The organism is Bacillus cereus group sp. MYBK216-1 (genome assembly GCF_051916495.1).
Classification (GTDB): Bacteria; Bacillota; Bacilli; order Bacillales; family Bacillaceae_G; genus Bacillus_A; species Bacillus_A thuringiensis_K.
Genome location: NZ_JBQAGT010000003.1, coordinates 794,203 through 808,209 on the forward strand (window position 1 = coordinate 794,203; position 14,007 = coordinate 808,209).

Consider the following 14,007-nt stretch of genomic DNA (forward strand, 5'->3'; position numbering starts at 1 on the left):
ATCAGCCCTCACCAATCGGGCTTTTACGGACAACAGGGCCCCCACCTAACTTCTTTGTTTCCGCTGAATTTTGAGGTGGGGATCTTACTGCCCGGCAAATAGCGGGATAAATTAATAATAGAAATGTATTTATTACTTTCATGTTAGCATCGTAAAACACCTGTTATAATGATTGTAATTAAATTCATGGAGGCTAATTCTATGCTTGTAGATGTAAAAGCTTTTATTAAAGCTGCAGGTTTAACATGTATTTCATCATTAAGTGGAGACAATACGTTTGCTTATAATTTTGAAACTGTAAAAAACACTATCGTTATATTTTTTAAGAAGCTAAGATTTACCGTTTAATTTCATTTCAACCAGTAGGAAAAGAATAATTATTTCCTACTGGTTTTTTTCTGTTTCAAGGAGCTGTTGTAACAGCATGTTTTAAGTATATAGATAGAGGATATTATCATTGAGAAGAGAAGGTTTAAATAAGGAGATGAATACGATGATTAACAATATAAATCCAAGTTTTTTAAATTATGGGAAAGTTATGATTTAGAATTAGAAGTCCTTAATCGATATTATACTTCGCATCCGGTTGGTTATCGAAATGAATAAAATACAATAGGGGGTAAAAGTGATGAAGGTATATTGGAAAATAGGTATGATATTCCTCACTTTTACATGCACATTTGCATTAGCAGCATGTAAAGGGACAGACGAAAGAAAGGAAACAAATCTAACCTCGGAAAATAATAAAAATGAACAAAGCAATTCTTCAGAAGAACAGAAAAATCCTGAAGCAAAACCAAGTAATGAAAAAACAACAAACCCATCACCTGAGTCAGATTCGAAAAATAGAACACTTAATCAAAAATCAATTAACCACGTTAAAGATTTGTTTGAACTCGCAAAAGAAGGAAAAGTACTTAATGTACCATTTGGAGCCCATACAGGGGATATTGAAGAAATTGAAAAAGCGTGGGGGAAAGCAAATAAAACCGAACAAGCAGGGAACGGAATGTACGCAACTTTTACAAATAAAAATGTTGTTTTCGGATTTAATAAAGGATCACAAGTTTTTGATGTACGCTCATATCATGCAGAACTAAAATCGATTACATTACAAGAAATTGTAAAAGCATTAGGAAAACCATCTTCAGTTAAAGAGAATGGTGAAGACAAAATATATGTATACAAAGTAAATAACCAGTATGAATTGAAATTTGTCATTCCAAAATCGACTGGTAAGGTAGATCATATTTCCGTATTTTCACCAGAGGATAGTATTAATAAAATGGCAGGATAAGAAATTAAGTGATTTCAAAAACACCTCACTTTCTTTAAGTGAGGTGTTTTTAGTTGTAAATAAGGAACGTCTCCTGTCATATGCGAAATACTTTTAGCATTCATCCAATAAGAAATGTTGATCTACTGAAAAAGTAGTAACCTATAAATTATGTGTAGGATGGTTCACGATTTTTTTACGTTCCAAATTTTGAACAAATAGCGCTTGAACAATACCTCCAATTAATAAGAAACTAGCACAAATATAAAACAGCATACTTCCATTTAACTTACTTAATAAAACTGCACCAATAACTGGTCCACACGTTCGAGATATATCCCAGTGTATACCGTAAATTGAAAAATATAAACCACGTTTATCATGAGGTGCAATTTCTGAAACGAATCGTAATAAATGGTTTAGAGCAATACTTTCTCCAATGACTAAAAAGAGTAAGGTGAAGAACAACGACAATATCGTCGTTGAATAACTAAAGCCAACTGCAGCTATTGTATAGCAGGCGTAAGAAATAAGGATGATTTTCGCCATAGAAAATCGTTCAGACCATTTTACGAGGAAGATTTGTAGAATGATTTCCAAAATGGCTTTGCATATTGAAATAAATGCGAGTATGAATACGAGATTAGTAAATACATGTTCTGCAAAAATACGATAATTCGTCTCAGTTTGGGCATAAAAAAAGCTAATAGGAAGTGTAGAAACCATAAGACCGAATATGGCATAATGTTTAAAAACAAATTGTTTTGGTGAACTTGCCTCAACTGTTTGTTTCGACTTACTTATAGGTGGAACGGTTTCTGGGAGCTGGGTCCAAACAACAACGGCATATATCGTAAGGGTTACACTTTGCACGATAAATAAATATTCTGGGTGAGTATTATAAAAAATTGCACCGATTAAAGGACCGACTACGGATCCAATTGCTCCCATCGTTTGTAGGAGAGCAAAAATCTCTGCTTGCTGCTCTTGTTTTGTTAAATCAGCAATTTGTGCACGCTGAGCTGGAATGTATAAGGAACGGCCAATACCATTAATGACATATAACAGTGCAAATATAAAAACGGATTGAGCGAAAACAAAACTACCGATTGCAACACCTTGTAGTAATAATCCGAGTAACATAATCTTTTTTCGACCATATTTATCAGTAATTCCTCCAGCAATAAGTGTAAATAAAATGTCTGAAAGTGGCTGTAAGCCGAAAATCAGCATAGTTATTATTACATTGCCGTTTAACATTTTATTGACGTAAATAATCATAATGAGAGCTAACATAGATTCAGTCGTTCGGGTTAATAATTCACCGCACAGTCTAATAAAAATAGGTTTATTGTAACGAAGTAAGAGATAATTCAATATTAATTCCTCCTTTCTATATTGAAATGATAAGATGAAAGGAGAGTTGGAAAAAGGGTAGAAAGAATAGGGAGTATTTTTCACCTTTTAGGGGGATTTTGATGTTTATTTTAGATCAATACATTGAACTATGGATTGCTTATGGAAAAGGAAAAAAAGAGGGAGAACGTTTGGAAGTAACAGTGCAAAATATATCTGAAACTTTATTTTGTACAGAGCGTAATAGTAAATTAATTATAAAAAAATTAGATGATTTAAATTGGATTAAGTGGTTTCCAGGTCGCGGTAGAGGAAATCGTTCTAAGTTAATATTTCAAAAGCACCCGATTTCTTTAATTTTAGATAGAGGAAAAGAAATAACGAAAAAAGGGGATGTGAAAAGCGGAAGCATATTTGTGGAACGCTATAGCTCGCATTTTCCATCGGTAAAGGGAGAATATCACTGCTGGGTGGATTCAATATTTGGTCATAAGGTTGAAATGACATCTGAAGGGAGAAGAGATGTACTCCGGTTGCAAGTACAAATGAATTTAGATATCACATTAGATCCTGTATACGCTACAATGCGCTCAGAATGCCATATGGTAAAACATATATTCGACACACTCGTGTATGTAGACGGTAATACAAACATTATAGAGCCAAGACTTGCATTTCACTGGGAATATAATGACGCTAAAAAAATATGGACGTTTTACTTACGAAAAGGAGTTCACTTTCATAATGGAAAACAACTTACTGCACATGATGTTATATACTCGTTGAATCGATTTATGAAGCTGGAAAATAATGCACACGCATGGATGTTACAACACGTTGAAAGTATCCGTTCAGTGGATGACTACGTTTTCGAAATTCAATTACATACAGAAAATCGAATGTTTTTACATATGCTAAGTGCAGAACAGTGTTCTATCGTGAATGAAGATGAAGCAGGAGGGCTAATTGGAACAGGGCCTTTTCAATTATATAAAAGTAATGAAAATCTGTTCATTTTAGAAGGACATCCTTTATATTTTCGTGAAAGACCTTTTTTAGATCGTGTTGAGTTGTGGAATGTAGAACAAGGTGTAAGTACATACGATGTTTTAGTAAAGGCGCAGTATAAAGATAAAGAAAAACATAATAAAGAATTGTCTCGGCTTGAGTCGAACGTGACATATATAACATGTAATCTTACGAAAGAAGGACCAATGCAAGATGCGTTATTTCGGAAAGCGTTATACAACATCATTCATGGTTATACAATCGTTCAAGAACTCGGCGGAGAACGTGGAGAAGTGGCAAAAAAACTAATATTAGCAGGTGAAAGCATTGTAGAGATTGAGGAAGATGTAGAAAGTTTAATTAAAAGGAGTACTTATCATAATGAAGTGCTACAACTCTACACATTTACAGGACGAGATCATGTTGAAGATGCACAGTGGATACAAAAAGAGTGTGCGAAATACGGGGTTCGTGTAGAAAAAAATTTTCTTGATATAGAAGAGCTATTGGAAGTAAGTACGATACAAAAGGCCGATATGATGCATGATAGTGCCACAATTAGTGAACGAATAGAAGATAGTCTATTATATATGTTTCTTACAAAAAATAGTTTTATTCATGGACAAAGCAGCATGGACTTTCATGAAAAGTTGTCTCCTTATTTTAGACAAGAAGAATTAGAGAAAAGAGTTACACTGTTACGCGATATCGAGGATACTTTGTTACGTCAAATTCATATTATTCCTTTATATCGTAATAAACAAGAGGTAAGTACACATGAAAAAGTTCAAAATATAATGATTAATTCACAAGGTTGGATTGATTTTTATAATATTTGGTTTAAGTCTTGATATATAAGGGCTTTTGCACATTTTCATAAGGTGTGTAAGAGCCTTTTTTGTATGTAGGAATAGGTTTGTTTTACACATTGTTACGCTACTTGTGATAAAAGTTTATTTACAACGTAACAGTGTTATGTTACATTGTTATCAGGAAGGAGTGTTGTACAGTTGAGTACAGATTTAATTTCAAAAAAAGATTTATTAGAACTAACTGGTATTTCATACGGACAGTTATATAGGTGGAAAAGAAAAAATTTAATTCCGGAAGATTGGTTTGTACGAAAATCAACGTTTACAGGTCAAGAGACATTTTTTCCGAAAGAAAAGATATTAGAGCGTATCGATAAAATCCAAACGATGAAAGAGGATTTATCACTTGATGAACTAGCGAACATGTTTTCGCCGAGTGTGAGAGAAATTCTTTTAACAAAGGAAGACATTTTATGCAAGGGGATTGCATCAGAACCAGTTTTACAATTTTTCATAGAACAAACGAATAAAACAGCAGAGTTTCAATTTGTAGACATTCTTTATGTGTACATGTTAGAAGAATTACTACAATCAGGAGAGATTAGTTTAGAAGAAGGAAAAATGGTCTTGCAAGTTTTACGTGAAAATTATGAAGCAATTAAACATAAAACTTGTGATTTAATCATTGTCCGAAAGTTAGGGATTTCTACATGTTTATTAGTTTCAAACGTGGACGATTTAATTTTTGAAAAAGGCACCAAAATCGTTTTACGCGAAGCGATTATGAAATATACCGAAGCATTAAAAACTAAATTGTTGTAGTGGAGGAGAAAGTATGCGTACAGATAATTTGATTATAAATGGTTACGGTTCATCGAATGGTGGCGAGTTTCATAAAGTGCAATTAAACGGAAAAGGAACTGTGAATGGAAATGTTGAATGTGAGCAATTTGAATGTAACGGTTACGGTGCAGTTACTGGCGATTTGAAAAGTAGCAGTGCACGAATTAGCGGATCTGGTAAAGTTGATGGCACAGTTCAAGCTGAAACGATGCGAATTGATGGAAAAGCAACAATTACGCAAAATGTAAAAGCAAACAGTTTGAAAATTGCAGGAAAAGGTACAATAGGTGGAAATGTCACTGGTGAAGAATTTAAAGTCAATGGTCAAGCTACAATTGACGGTAATTGTGAAGTGGATACTTTTTCTTCAGAAGGACAATTTACAATCGGTGGTTTATTAAGCGCAGATGAAATTAATATAAATATTCACGGTACATGTCGAGCGAAAGAAATTGGTGGTCAAACGATTAAAGTAAGACATAGATCAGGTACATTTAGTAGACTATTTAAAACAGTGTTTGGCTTGCAGTTAGAAGCTGAACTATTAGAAGGTGACAATATCGATATTGATTATGCTCACATAAGAACGGTAAGAGGAAACAATGTTACAGTAGGAGCAAACTGTGAGATTGAACTGATTGAATATACTGGTGTTCTTACTGTTGATAAAAATGCAAATGTAAAAGAAATTAAGCAGGTTTAACGGAAGGGAGAAATCAGTATGGAACATCCACATAGTCTCACAGTAAATGGTTCTGGTAATTCAGCAGGCGGAGATTATAATAAAGTGAAGATTCGCGGTGAAGGAACAATTACGAATGATATGAGTTGCAATGAGTTTAAAACGTACGGAACGAGTGATGTACGCGGTAATGTAAAAGTGAAAAACTATGTCGTGTATGGAGATAACGAAGTACAAGGAAATGTAGATGCGGAATATGTAAAAGTATATGGTAATACACAAATTCATGGTGATGCTCATATTGAAAAAACAAAAGTTAGAGGTATGATAGATATTGAAGGAAAGTTTTCAGGTGATTTCGTAGATGTAAAAGGTGCTTTAAATGTAAAGGGAGATATTGAAGTAGAAGATTTATCATTAACTGGTGGTCTTGAAAGTGATGGATTACTTAATGCTGAAAATATTCAAATCTCACTTCGTTATGAAGGCAGTAAGGTAAGAGAAATTGGTGGTAAAAAAATTACCGTTCGTAAAAAAGCGAGATTTATTCCTTTTACTAGTCATGCTGGAAACCTCCAAACTTCGATTGTTGAAGGAGATGATATCTATTTAGAACATACGATTGCTGAAGTTGTAAGAGGCAACAACGTCACAATTGGTCCTGGATGTGAAATTAGTGTTGTAGAATATCATACTAGTTTTAATCAAAAAGGTAATGCAGTCGTAAAAGAACATAAACAAATATAAGTAGTATGAGGGAGAGCAAGAGATATGGTTGAGAAGAATAGTAAGCTCGGCTTTGTTGTGGCGGGCTTATTGCTAGGTATTTTAATGGCATCGATGGATAATACCATTGTCGTAACGGCGATGGGAACAATCGTTGGTGACTTAGGAGGCCTCGAAAATTTTGTATGGGTCGTTTCTGCCTATATGGTCGCAGAAATGGCAGGCATGCCGATTTTCGGTAAGCTATCAGATATGTATGGTAGAAAGAGATTCTTTATTTTCGGTTTAATCGTCTTTATGATTGGTTCGGCACTTTGTGGTACTGCTGAAAATATTACACAGTTAGGTATTTATCGTGCTATTCAAGGTATTGGCGGCGGGGCATTAGTGCCGATCGCGTTTACTATCGTTTTTGATATTTTCCCACCTGAAAAACGCGGGAAAATGGGTGGTTTATTTGGAGCTGTATTTGGATTATCTAGTATTTTCGGGCCATTACTTGGCGCATATATTACCGATTACATTAGCTGGCACTGGGTATTTTATATTAACTTACCACTTGGCATTTTAGCACTTATTTTTATTACATTCTTTTATAAAGAATCACGCGTTCATAGAAAGCAAAAAATTGATTGGTTTGGCGCAATTACTTTAGTTGGTGCAGTAGTTTCTTTAATGTTTGCGCTTGAACTAGGCGGACAAAAATATGATTGGGATTCTAGCTTTATTTTAAGTTTATTTGGTGGATTCGCTATTTTAATCATCGCATTCATTTTTATTGAACGAAAAGTAGAAGAACCAATTATTTCATTTGAGATGTTTAAACAGCGCTTATTCGGAATGAGTACAATTATTGCATTATGTTACGGGGCTGCATTTATGTCAGCAACTGTATACATTCCGTTATTCATTCAAGGTGTATACGGCGGGACTGCAACAAACTCAGGATTATTACTTTTACCGATGATGTTAGGGTCAGTCGTAACAGCGCAGTTAGGCGGATTTTTAACAACTAAGCTTAGCTACCGAAACATTATGATTATTTCTGCGGTTATTATGCTAATTGGATTATTCTTATTAAGCACGTTAACACCAGAAACAAGTCGTGCATTATTAACAGTTTATATGATTATTATCGGATTTGGAGTCGGTTTCTCATTCTCTGTACTAAGTATGGCAGCTATTCACAACTTCGGTATGGAACAGCGCGGGTCTGCGACTTCAACGAGTAACTTCATTCGTTCATTAGGAATGACACTAGGCATTACAATCTTCGGAATGATCCAAAGAACAGGTTTCCAAGATCAATTAGAAGAAGCGTTTAAAGGTATGAGCGGGGGAATGAATACAAAATTAGGGGATTCAAGAGCCATTTTATCAGAATCGGCAAGATCTCAAATCCCTCCGCAAATATTAGATAAGATTATTGACGCTCTTTCTAGTTCAATTGTTCAAACATTCATGTGGGCATTGGTACCAGCTGGATTAGCATTCATATTCATTTTCTTTATGGGAAATGAGCGTATGGTAATTAAGAAAGAACAAATGAATAAAAAGAGTGAAACATCAAAAGCGTAATGAAAAAGCTCCTTTCCAATTGGAAAGGAGCTTTTTCGTATGTACGGTGTTAGATTAGCCTTCGATAATTTCGTATTCTTCGTCTGCAAGTAATAAAATTTGCGTTTTCTTGCCTTTGTTTTGAACTTCGATTACATCGTATGCGCCTAAGTCTCTTACTTTGCTTTGAGAAGCGTTAACCATAACTTCAATAGAATCAATTAAGATATCTTCTTCAATATATGATTCAGGCAATGCCATATCTTCAGTATCTAATACACACGCATATAGATTTTGTAAATTTTCAGCAGTTGGGTTTTGTTCCTCAACATCAATGATATTTTTTACTGCATCCATATTTTCTTCTTTTGCTTGGTACACTTTAATTTTAGCCATAGTTTTAATCTCCTTTATAACGTAATCGTAGAGGCTACACCTTATTATAACGTTTTTTTTATGAAAGATGAAATTGTTATATGTATTTATAGTAAAAATTATGTGTCCTTACTCAAAATTGGTGTAATTTCCATATAAATGTACGAGTAGGTAACGATAATGTTACGTTAAAGTTATATTGTCCAAGCTTTTCTTATTTGCTACTCATATATATGTAGTAGCAATTCTATATAGAGAAGGGATGGAGTGTAAGTGGGTTGTGAACCGAAACGTGATTGTGGGTGTTGCCAAAATAGTATATGTGAGTTTTTACAAAGTCTAGAAGCGTATACTAAAGTTGAAAATATCATAATAGCAAGAAAGGAAATTGTTGTATCTTATTTTCTTTCATTTAATAAGAAAACAGGTATCGTATCATTCGTACAAGAAGACAATGAGGTTATATTTGTCGATTGTTCAAAGATTGATGCGATTCGAATAGGGAAAGTATGTAGTTGCAAAACAAAAGTTAAATATATTGAAGAGGACTTTAGCTTGCTAGGAAATGTGTGCCCGCAATGTTTAACAGAGGGTAGTACAATCTTTTTCGATTTTCATAATGTAGAATTAAATGTATCTTTACAAGCTAAAACAATAGATACACCTATATGTACTGAATTTACAGATGAACTTGGGAATGTAGTAAAGCAAGTTGCAATTTTAGGTAAAGCGATTGTTTCTAAGGACTTTGTTCAAGTACCTGAACTGTTAGATTTTCGATTAGTTTTATCCGATACTGCTGCGAACCCTTTAAAGTTTGGAATACTGTTCATTAATTTTCCTGATATTACATTCATTATTCTTTTCGCATCTAGTGGATACTTAAACATTTCAAATTGTTTAAAAGTAGAGAGTGGAACTGGTAATATCGAAATAGAAGAGTTGAAAAAAATGATAAGCGATGAGGTTAACACGTACAAGTCAGTTGTTAAATTGACTAAAGTATATAAAAATGGTGAAATGGAATCTTTTATTTCTAAGAAGGAGTTGTAACGCATTTTTTGATAAATCCTCATACATTATGTTGAGGGTTTATACATACACGATGTATATTCAAAAGTTTAAAAAGTGAGATACTCTTTTTTATTAGATGTTATAATAATTTTATATTTGTGAATAATTTATAATTATATAAAATTTTAGTTTAATAGGTGTTTGCTTATATAACAAGCGGTTGAGTGAAAAATTATATAAGTTGATTCTTAAAGATTTAGAATACGATTGATTTTAAAGAAGGCGGGAATGTAAATGATATATGAAGCGAATATACATACAAGAAAAAAACTAGTTTCTATGTTTGAGGATTTCAATAACGTTGTTTTACTTTCTTATTTACAAGGGCATATGGGTACTGCTTGGGTCAATGATCTTGAAAATCCAACAGTAGCACAAGTTACGGTAGGGATTTTTACATTTTACGCTGGAGACCCAAATGTGAAAGAAACAGAAGAGTTATTACGTAATATTCCAGAAAGAATTTTAGTTATCGTAAATAGTGAAGAGTGGAAACAACGCTTAGAAACATTCCATGAAAGAAAAATAGATAAGTTTTTACGCTATAAGTTCAAACGAAATCCAGAAGTTTTTAATCGTTCAAAATTACAGTCTTTTATATCAACACTTCCAAAAGAATATGAGTTAAGAAGAATAGATGAGCATATCGCAAATAGCCCTACATTACATAAAATCTCTGAAGATTTTATAAGTCAATTTCAGTCGGTAGAAGATTATATAAACCGTGGTATAGGTTATAGCATTTTATATAACGGAGAAGTTGTATGTGGTGCATCCTCCTATAGTATTTATAATGATGGGATTGAAATTGAAGTTGCGACTGATCACAATCATAGAAGAGAGGGCTTGGCAACTGTAGTAAGTGCAGCTCTTATATTGGATTGCTTAGAAAGTGGAAAGTATCCAAATTGGGACGCAGCGAATACTACATCTGCTAAACTAGCAGAAAAGTTAGGATATGAATTTGATAAGGCATATGATACTTATTTTGTGGACAATAGATGAGTGAAGGAAGTTCATACTAAAAAATAAATGCGCCCTAGTACGTAAGTCTAGGGCGCATTTATTAGTTGGTAAATATCTTCATAACAATCTTATCACATTTTATCTTTTGAATGTTTGGAATTAAAGATATTTATGTGACTTTTTGAAAAAATAAAAGAGCAGCTAGCAAAAGCTAACTGCTCTTCTCCAAGGGAGAATGGAGAAATACAATCATGTTACCTATAGTATTAACGGAACATTGAGTTTTAATCAACCATTTATAAAAGGAGAGATAAAATATCTTTGATTAATCCTTAGCTCCGATTAGGAGTACGGATAGAAAAGCAATTGAGAATATATTTTTTTATTACATTTACAATTTGAAGAGTAGAACGTGTTTATCGTAATTCTCCAAACACCAATTATATTTTTTTAGAATAATTGGATGGACTACTTCTTTCGTAGTATCGACTTCAGTATAGCCATATTTCTTATAAAAGTTTTCTAATTCCTCAAAAGGAAGACAATATACATCTTGTATTTGTGATTTTTTCGCAGTTTCTACTAAAAATGAAACAAGCTCACCAGCTAATTGTAGCCCTCTAAATTGAGGCAGAATAAAAATCCCGCCCATTTCTAAAGTATCTTCATCTATTTGGACTAATCGGCCAACACCTGCATACTCGTTGTTATATGTAATAATTGCAACTTTATCTCTCTTTAAATCACTTCGTACAAATCCTATTGATTCATATTGACTATTAATCCATTTTAAATCGTTAGATGTAGCTAGTTGAATACTCATATACATCCTCCTTCCGAATACTAGCGCTCTCTTCATTATATAGAACATAAGATACTATATCAAAGGAACCTTGAGATAGCACATTTGTTTAAGTTATTAGTTAAAAGTGTGGGGTTGCTGGCATTGAAATGTAGGCTTCACCAAATATAGGATAATAATGTTGTGAATTTAGTGTTACATAGTCAAAATAAAAAATAGTTCATGTGTTCGATAACGCACGATTTTTTTAGTGTAGAGAAAATCATAGGGGTATTTTAATTAGTAGCTACTGTATTCATTGAAGCTATTAAGGAAATGTGGTAATCGCCAGCCTTAGTGATACAAATCATATTAGGATTTAGTAAAAAAACTCTTCCTGAAAAAGAGGGAGATTAAAGATAAGAGCACTTCGAAAAGTGCCCTTCAGTAACGACTACTCATTCTAAAAATATTATATGAAGTTAAGTGTATTTAAGTATGGGTCTTTTATATAAATGTGAAATAAAAGATGGTTGTCTTCTTGTTAGAAGGCTATTTTTTGTTATTACAAAAAAGAATTAGAAGTAAAATATAAATTCAAGTTACTTGTCCAAACAAATTATTAAAAAATACATAAAATGCTAGTAGTTAGCCAATATTTTAATATTGCTAATTTTTTAGTTTAAAAGGGGTGATTTTATGTGTGATTGTGAAGTTTGTAGACGAAAGAAAAACCGGGATCCATTAAATCGGGATTCTGAACGAAAAAAAGTGGATTCTGAGCCAATAAAAAAGGATTGTGAACCAAAAAAACAGGTTTCTGAGCCAATAAATCAGGATTCCGAATCAGTAAATTCTTATTCATATAGTAAAAATGCAAATTTTTTAGAAGAAGCTATACAAACAGATGAAATCGATCAAGTTTCTGAGGAATATATTGAAATAGTAGATTCAGCAGATGTACAAGTTACTACTACAGATACAAAAGCTGCGCTATCCATCCAAGCTGCGTTACAAGCAGCTATTGTGGTTGTAGTAAGTATTTCTATAGCAGATAGTGAAAAGGCAGATAAAATAACACAAGAATTGTTTCAAAAATCATCTATTAAACAAATTAATAGACAAAAAACATTTATTAAAAATTCCAGAAACGTAACCGTAACAACTACTGATACAGATATTGCAGTGAATATTCAAATTCTCCTTCAAATTTTATTAGCGTTACTAGTTAAACTAAACATTTTATAAAGTGTCTATCCCATTTATATTTAGCTATAATGGTTCACTCAAAGTAAATATTTTTTTGTTGTAATATGTGGTACAAGCTTGGACTTCTTATTATGACTAAATTAAAATTCAAGATTGATGGGAAGGTAAGTGGGGATAACTATACAATAGCAAAGGTGAACTTATTATTTAACAGTAATTAAAACTTATATATGTTAAGTAACGGGAGGCTGTCTTCGCATTAGAAGACAGCCTTTTGATTTCATTAGTAAAAAGAAGGGAAAATAGAAGATTAAGTTACTTGTCCAAGCAATTGTTATTTAAATACATATAATGCTGGTAGTTATTTGAATTTTTTATAGAAAACTGATAGGAGTGAACATTGTAAATGGATGATTTAAATAAATTTTCTTCCTTTAAGTTTGATAAAGATCAAAAGAATATAATTATAGACCTTTTACTCTCAGATATTTTTAATAGGCATGGGATAAATGAAGAAAAACTAAAAAATTTATCGCCAGAAAAAAAGCAGCAAATTAAAAGTATTATTTCTGAAATACAATCACAGGTTAATAATTATTTAGATTGAAAGGGGGTGAACTTATGGAAAAAACATGTCATTCAGATGGAAATAAAAAGTGGAGTGCATTAGATTCTTCAAATCCTCATCCGTCTTTTAAAAATGCTAGCGTTTCAGAAGCAGCTGCGCAAGAAAGTAAAACTTATCAAATTTCTGAAGAATCTATTACAATAGTTGATTCAGCAGATGTAGAAGTTACTACTACTGATACAAAAGCTGCGTTATCTATTCAAGCAGCTTTACAAGCAGCTATTGTGGTTATAATAAGTATTTCTATAGCAGATAGTGAAAAAGCTGATCGTGTAGCACAAGAATTGTTTCAAAAATCATCTATTAAACAAATTAATAAACAAGAAACTGTTATTAGAAATTCTAGAAATGTTACAGTTACGACTACGGATACAGACATAGCAGTAAATGTTCAAATTCTTCTCCAAATTTTATTAGCTTTACTAGTAAAATTAAATATTTTATAAAATGTTTAACCTGTTTTTTTATATAGTGATTCTTACAGGTGAATATAGTACAGGCTATAAATATTAATCATTAACATCGCCAAAATAATAATGAGAACAATGTGATGGGAAATAAAGTTTGGTTGTTTTATGGAAATTTAAAAGCCATTTCCTTTATTGAAGTGACCCCCGAAAGTTAGACAGGTCGTTTCATTAGGCAGCCTCTAGGGTATGAGCCCGGTATTGTACTGGGCTCATACCCTTTAATTTTGCCTTAATTCTTTTATGA

The 14,007-nt window shown here is 32.7% G+C and carries 16 protein-coding genes; 12 read left to right on the forward strand and 4 right to left on the reverse strand.

Annotation, left to right across the window (positions count from 1 at the left end):
• Window positions 1-201: 201 nt before the first annotated feature.
• On the forward strand, window positions 202-348 hold the full coding sequence (locus ACTFRH_RS14315) for a hypothetical protein (RefSeq protein WP_000959549.1): 147 nt from the start codon (window positions 202-204) through the stop codon (window positions 346-348).
• 280 nt (window positions 349-628) lie between these two features.
• The gene (locus tag ACTFRH_RS14320; protein ID WP_000870489.1) at window positions 629-1,297 is read left to right on the forward strand and encodes a YjgB family protein; all 669 of its coding nucleotides are present in this window, start codon (window positions 629-631) and stop codon (window positions 1,295-1,297) included.
• 141 nt (window positions 1,298-1,438) lie between these two features.
• Here the strand turns inward: ACTFRH_RS14320 and ACTFRH_RS14325 are convergent, their stop codons facing one another.
• Complete coding sequence (locus ACTFRH_RS14325; protein WP_001108460.1) at window positions 1,439-2,653, reverse strand: MDR family MFS transporter; 1,215 nt, start codon at window positions 2,651-2,653, stop codon at window positions 1,439-1,441.
• 101 nt (window positions 2,654-2,754) lie between these two features.
• On the opposite strand from ACTFRH_RS14325, the gene ACTFRH_RS14330 reads away from it, so the two are divergent.
• From ACTFRH_RS14330 to ACTFRH_RS14350, 5 genes are all read left to right on the forward strand, one after another.
• Window positions 2,755-4,491 (forward strand): SgrR family transcriptional regulator, encoded by a 1,737-nt coding sequence (locus ACTFRH_RS14330; RefSeq protein ID WP_000470194.1) that lies wholly within the window; start codon window positions 2,755-2,757, stop codon window positions 4,489-4,491.
• A 159-nt stretch (window positions 4,492-4,650) separates the two neighbouring features.
• Window positions 4,651-5,274, forward strand: a complete 624-nt coding sequence (locus tag ACTFRH_RS14335) for a YhbD family protein (RefSeq protein WP_000102239.1) — start codon at window positions 4,651-4,653, stop codon at window positions 5,272-5,274.
• Window positions 5,275-5,287: 13 nt separating this feature from the next.
• On the forward strand, window positions 5,288-5,998 hold the full coding sequence (locus ACTFRH_RS14340) for a bactofilin family protein (RefSeq protein ID WP_001258385.1): 711 nt from the start codon (window positions 5,288-5,290) through the stop codon (window positions 5,996-5,998).
• Window positions 5,999-6,016: 18 nt separating this feature from the next.
• The gene (locus ACTFRH_RS14345) at window positions 6,017-6,724 is read left to right on the forward strand and encodes a polymer-forming cytoskeletal protein (RefSeq protein WP_000400908.1); all 708 of its coding nucleotides are present in this window, start codon (window positions 6,017-6,019) and stop codon (window positions 6,722-6,724) included.
• A gap of 24 nt (window positions 6,725-6,748) precedes the next feature.
• On the forward strand, window positions 6,749-8,281 hold the full coding sequence (locus ACTFRH_RS14350) for an MDR family MFS transporter (RefSeq protein WP_000229654.1): 1,533 nt from the start codon (window positions 6,749-6,751) through the stop codon (window positions 8,279-8,281).
• Window positions 8,282-8,335: 54 nt separating this feature from the next.
• Here the strand turns inward: ACTFRH_RS14350 and ACTFRH_RS14355 are convergent, their stop codons facing one another.
• On the reverse strand, window positions 8,336-8,656 hold the full coding sequence (locus tag ACTFRH_RS14355) for a hypothetical protein (protein WP_001062727.1): 321 nt from the start codon (window positions 8,654-8,656) through the stop codon (window positions 8,336-8,338).
• Window positions 8,657-8,908: 252 nt separating this feature from the next.
• Here ACTFRH_RS14355 and ACTFRH_RS14360 point away from each other — a divergent pair, with 252 nt between their 5' ends.
• Window positions 8,909-9,688, forward strand: coding sequence for a BC_2878 family exosporium-associated protein (locus ACTFRH_RS14360; protein ID WP_000501703.1), 780 nt, complete (start codon window positions 8,909-8,911; stop codon window positions 9,686-9,688).
• A 255-nt stretch (window positions 9,689-9,943) separates the two neighbouring features.
• The gene (locus tag ACTFRH_RS14365) at window positions 9,944-10,714 is read left to right on the forward strand and encodes a GNAT family N-acetyltransferase (RefSeq protein WP_000638736.1); all 771 of its coding nucleotides are present in this window, start codon (window positions 9,944-9,946) and stop codon (window positions 10,712-10,714) included.
• Window positions 10,715-11,066: 352 nt separating this feature from the next.
• Here the strand turns inward: ACTFRH_RS14365 and ACTFRH_RS14370 are convergent, their stop codons facing one another.
• A complete protein-coding gene (locus tag ACTFRH_RS14370) occupies window positions 11,067-11,498 on the reverse strand; it encodes a GNAT family N-acetyltransferase (protein WP_000027168.1) in 432 nt (143 codons plus the stop codon).
• A gap of 657 nt (window positions 11,499-12,155) precedes the next feature.
• Here ACTFRH_RS14370 and ACTFRH_RS14375 point away from each other — a divergent pair.
• The 3 genes from ACTFRH_RS14375 (at window position 12,156) to ACTFRH_RS14385 (ending at window position 13,739) form a co-directional block, all read left to right on the forward strand.
• Window positions 12,156-12,704 (forward strand): spore coat protein, encoded by a 549-nt coding sequence (locus ACTFRH_RS14375; protein WP_000332789.1) that lies wholly within the window; start codon window positions 12,156-12,158, stop codon window positions 12,702-12,704.
• A 367-nt stretch (window positions 12,705-13,071) separates the two neighbouring features.
• Complete coding sequence (locus ACTFRH_RS14380) at window positions 13,072-13,272, forward strand: spore coat protein (RefSeq protein ID WP_000342252.1); 201 nt, start codon at window positions 13,072-13,074, stop codon at window positions 13,270-13,272.
• A 14-nt stretch (window positions 13,273-13,286) separates the two neighbouring features.
• Window positions 13,287-13,739, forward strand: coding sequence for a spore coat protein (locus ACTFRH_RS14385; protein ID WP_000415813.1), 453 nt, complete (start codon window positions 13,287-13,289; stop codon window positions 13,737-13,739).
• A 192-nt stretch (window positions 13,740-13,931) separates the two neighbouring features.
• Here ACTFRH_RS14385 and ACTFRH_RS14390 read toward each other — a convergent pair.
• The coding region (locus tag ACTFRH_RS14390) for an IS3 family transposase (RefSeq protein WP_142309144.1) at window positions 13,932-14,007 on the reverse strand (76 nt) is incomplete at its 5' end.

Coding starts and splice junctions, on each gene's coding strand:
- ACTFRH_RS14330 (WP_000470194.1), top strand. CDS start 2,755: ATGTTTATTTTAGATCAATACATTGAACTATGGATTGCTTATGGAAAA.
- ACTFRH_RS14375 (WP_000332789.1), top strand. CDS start 12,156: ATGTGTGATTGTGAAGTTTGTAGACGAAAGAAAAACCGGGATCCATTA.
- ACTFRH_RS14365 (WP_000638736.1), top strand. CDS start 9,944: ATGATATATGAAGCGAATATACATACAAGAAAAAAACTAGTTTCTATG.
- ACTFRH_RS14355 (WP_001062727.1), bottom strand. CDS start 8,656: ATGGCTAAAATTAAAGTGTACCAAGCAAAAGAAGAAAATATGGATGCA.
- ACTFRH_RS14370 (WP_000027168.1), bottom strand. CDS start 11,498: ATGAGTATTCAACTAGCTACATCTAACGATTTAAAATGGATTAATAGT.
- ACTFRH_RS14345 (WP_000400908.1), top strand. CDS start 6,017: ATGGAACATCCACATAGTCTCACAGTAAATGGTTCTGGTAATTCAGCA.
- ACTFRH_RS14380 (WP_000342252.1), top strand. CDS start 13,072: ATGGATGATTTAAATAAATTTTCTTCCTTTAAGTTTGATAAAGATCAA.
- ACTFRH_RS14320 (WP_000870489.1), top strand. CDS start 629: ATGAAGGTATATTGGAAAATAGGTATGATATTCCTCACTTTTACATGC.
- ACTFRH_RS14340 (WP_001258385.1), top strand. CDS start 5,288: ATGCGTACAGATAATTTGATTATAAATGGTTACGGTTCATCGAATGGT.
- ACTFRH_RS14315 (WP_000959549.1), top strand. CDS start 202: ATGCTTGTAGATGTAAAAGCTTTTATTAAAGCTGCAGGTTTAACATGT.
- ACTFRH_RS14350 (WP_000229654.1), top strand. CDS start 6,749: ATGGTTGAGAAGAATAGTAAGCTCGGCTTTGTTGTGGCGGGCTTATTG.
- ACTFRH_RS14385 (WP_000415813.1), top strand. CDS start 13,287: ATGGAAAAAACATGTCATTCAGATGGAAATAAAAAGTGGAGTGCATTA.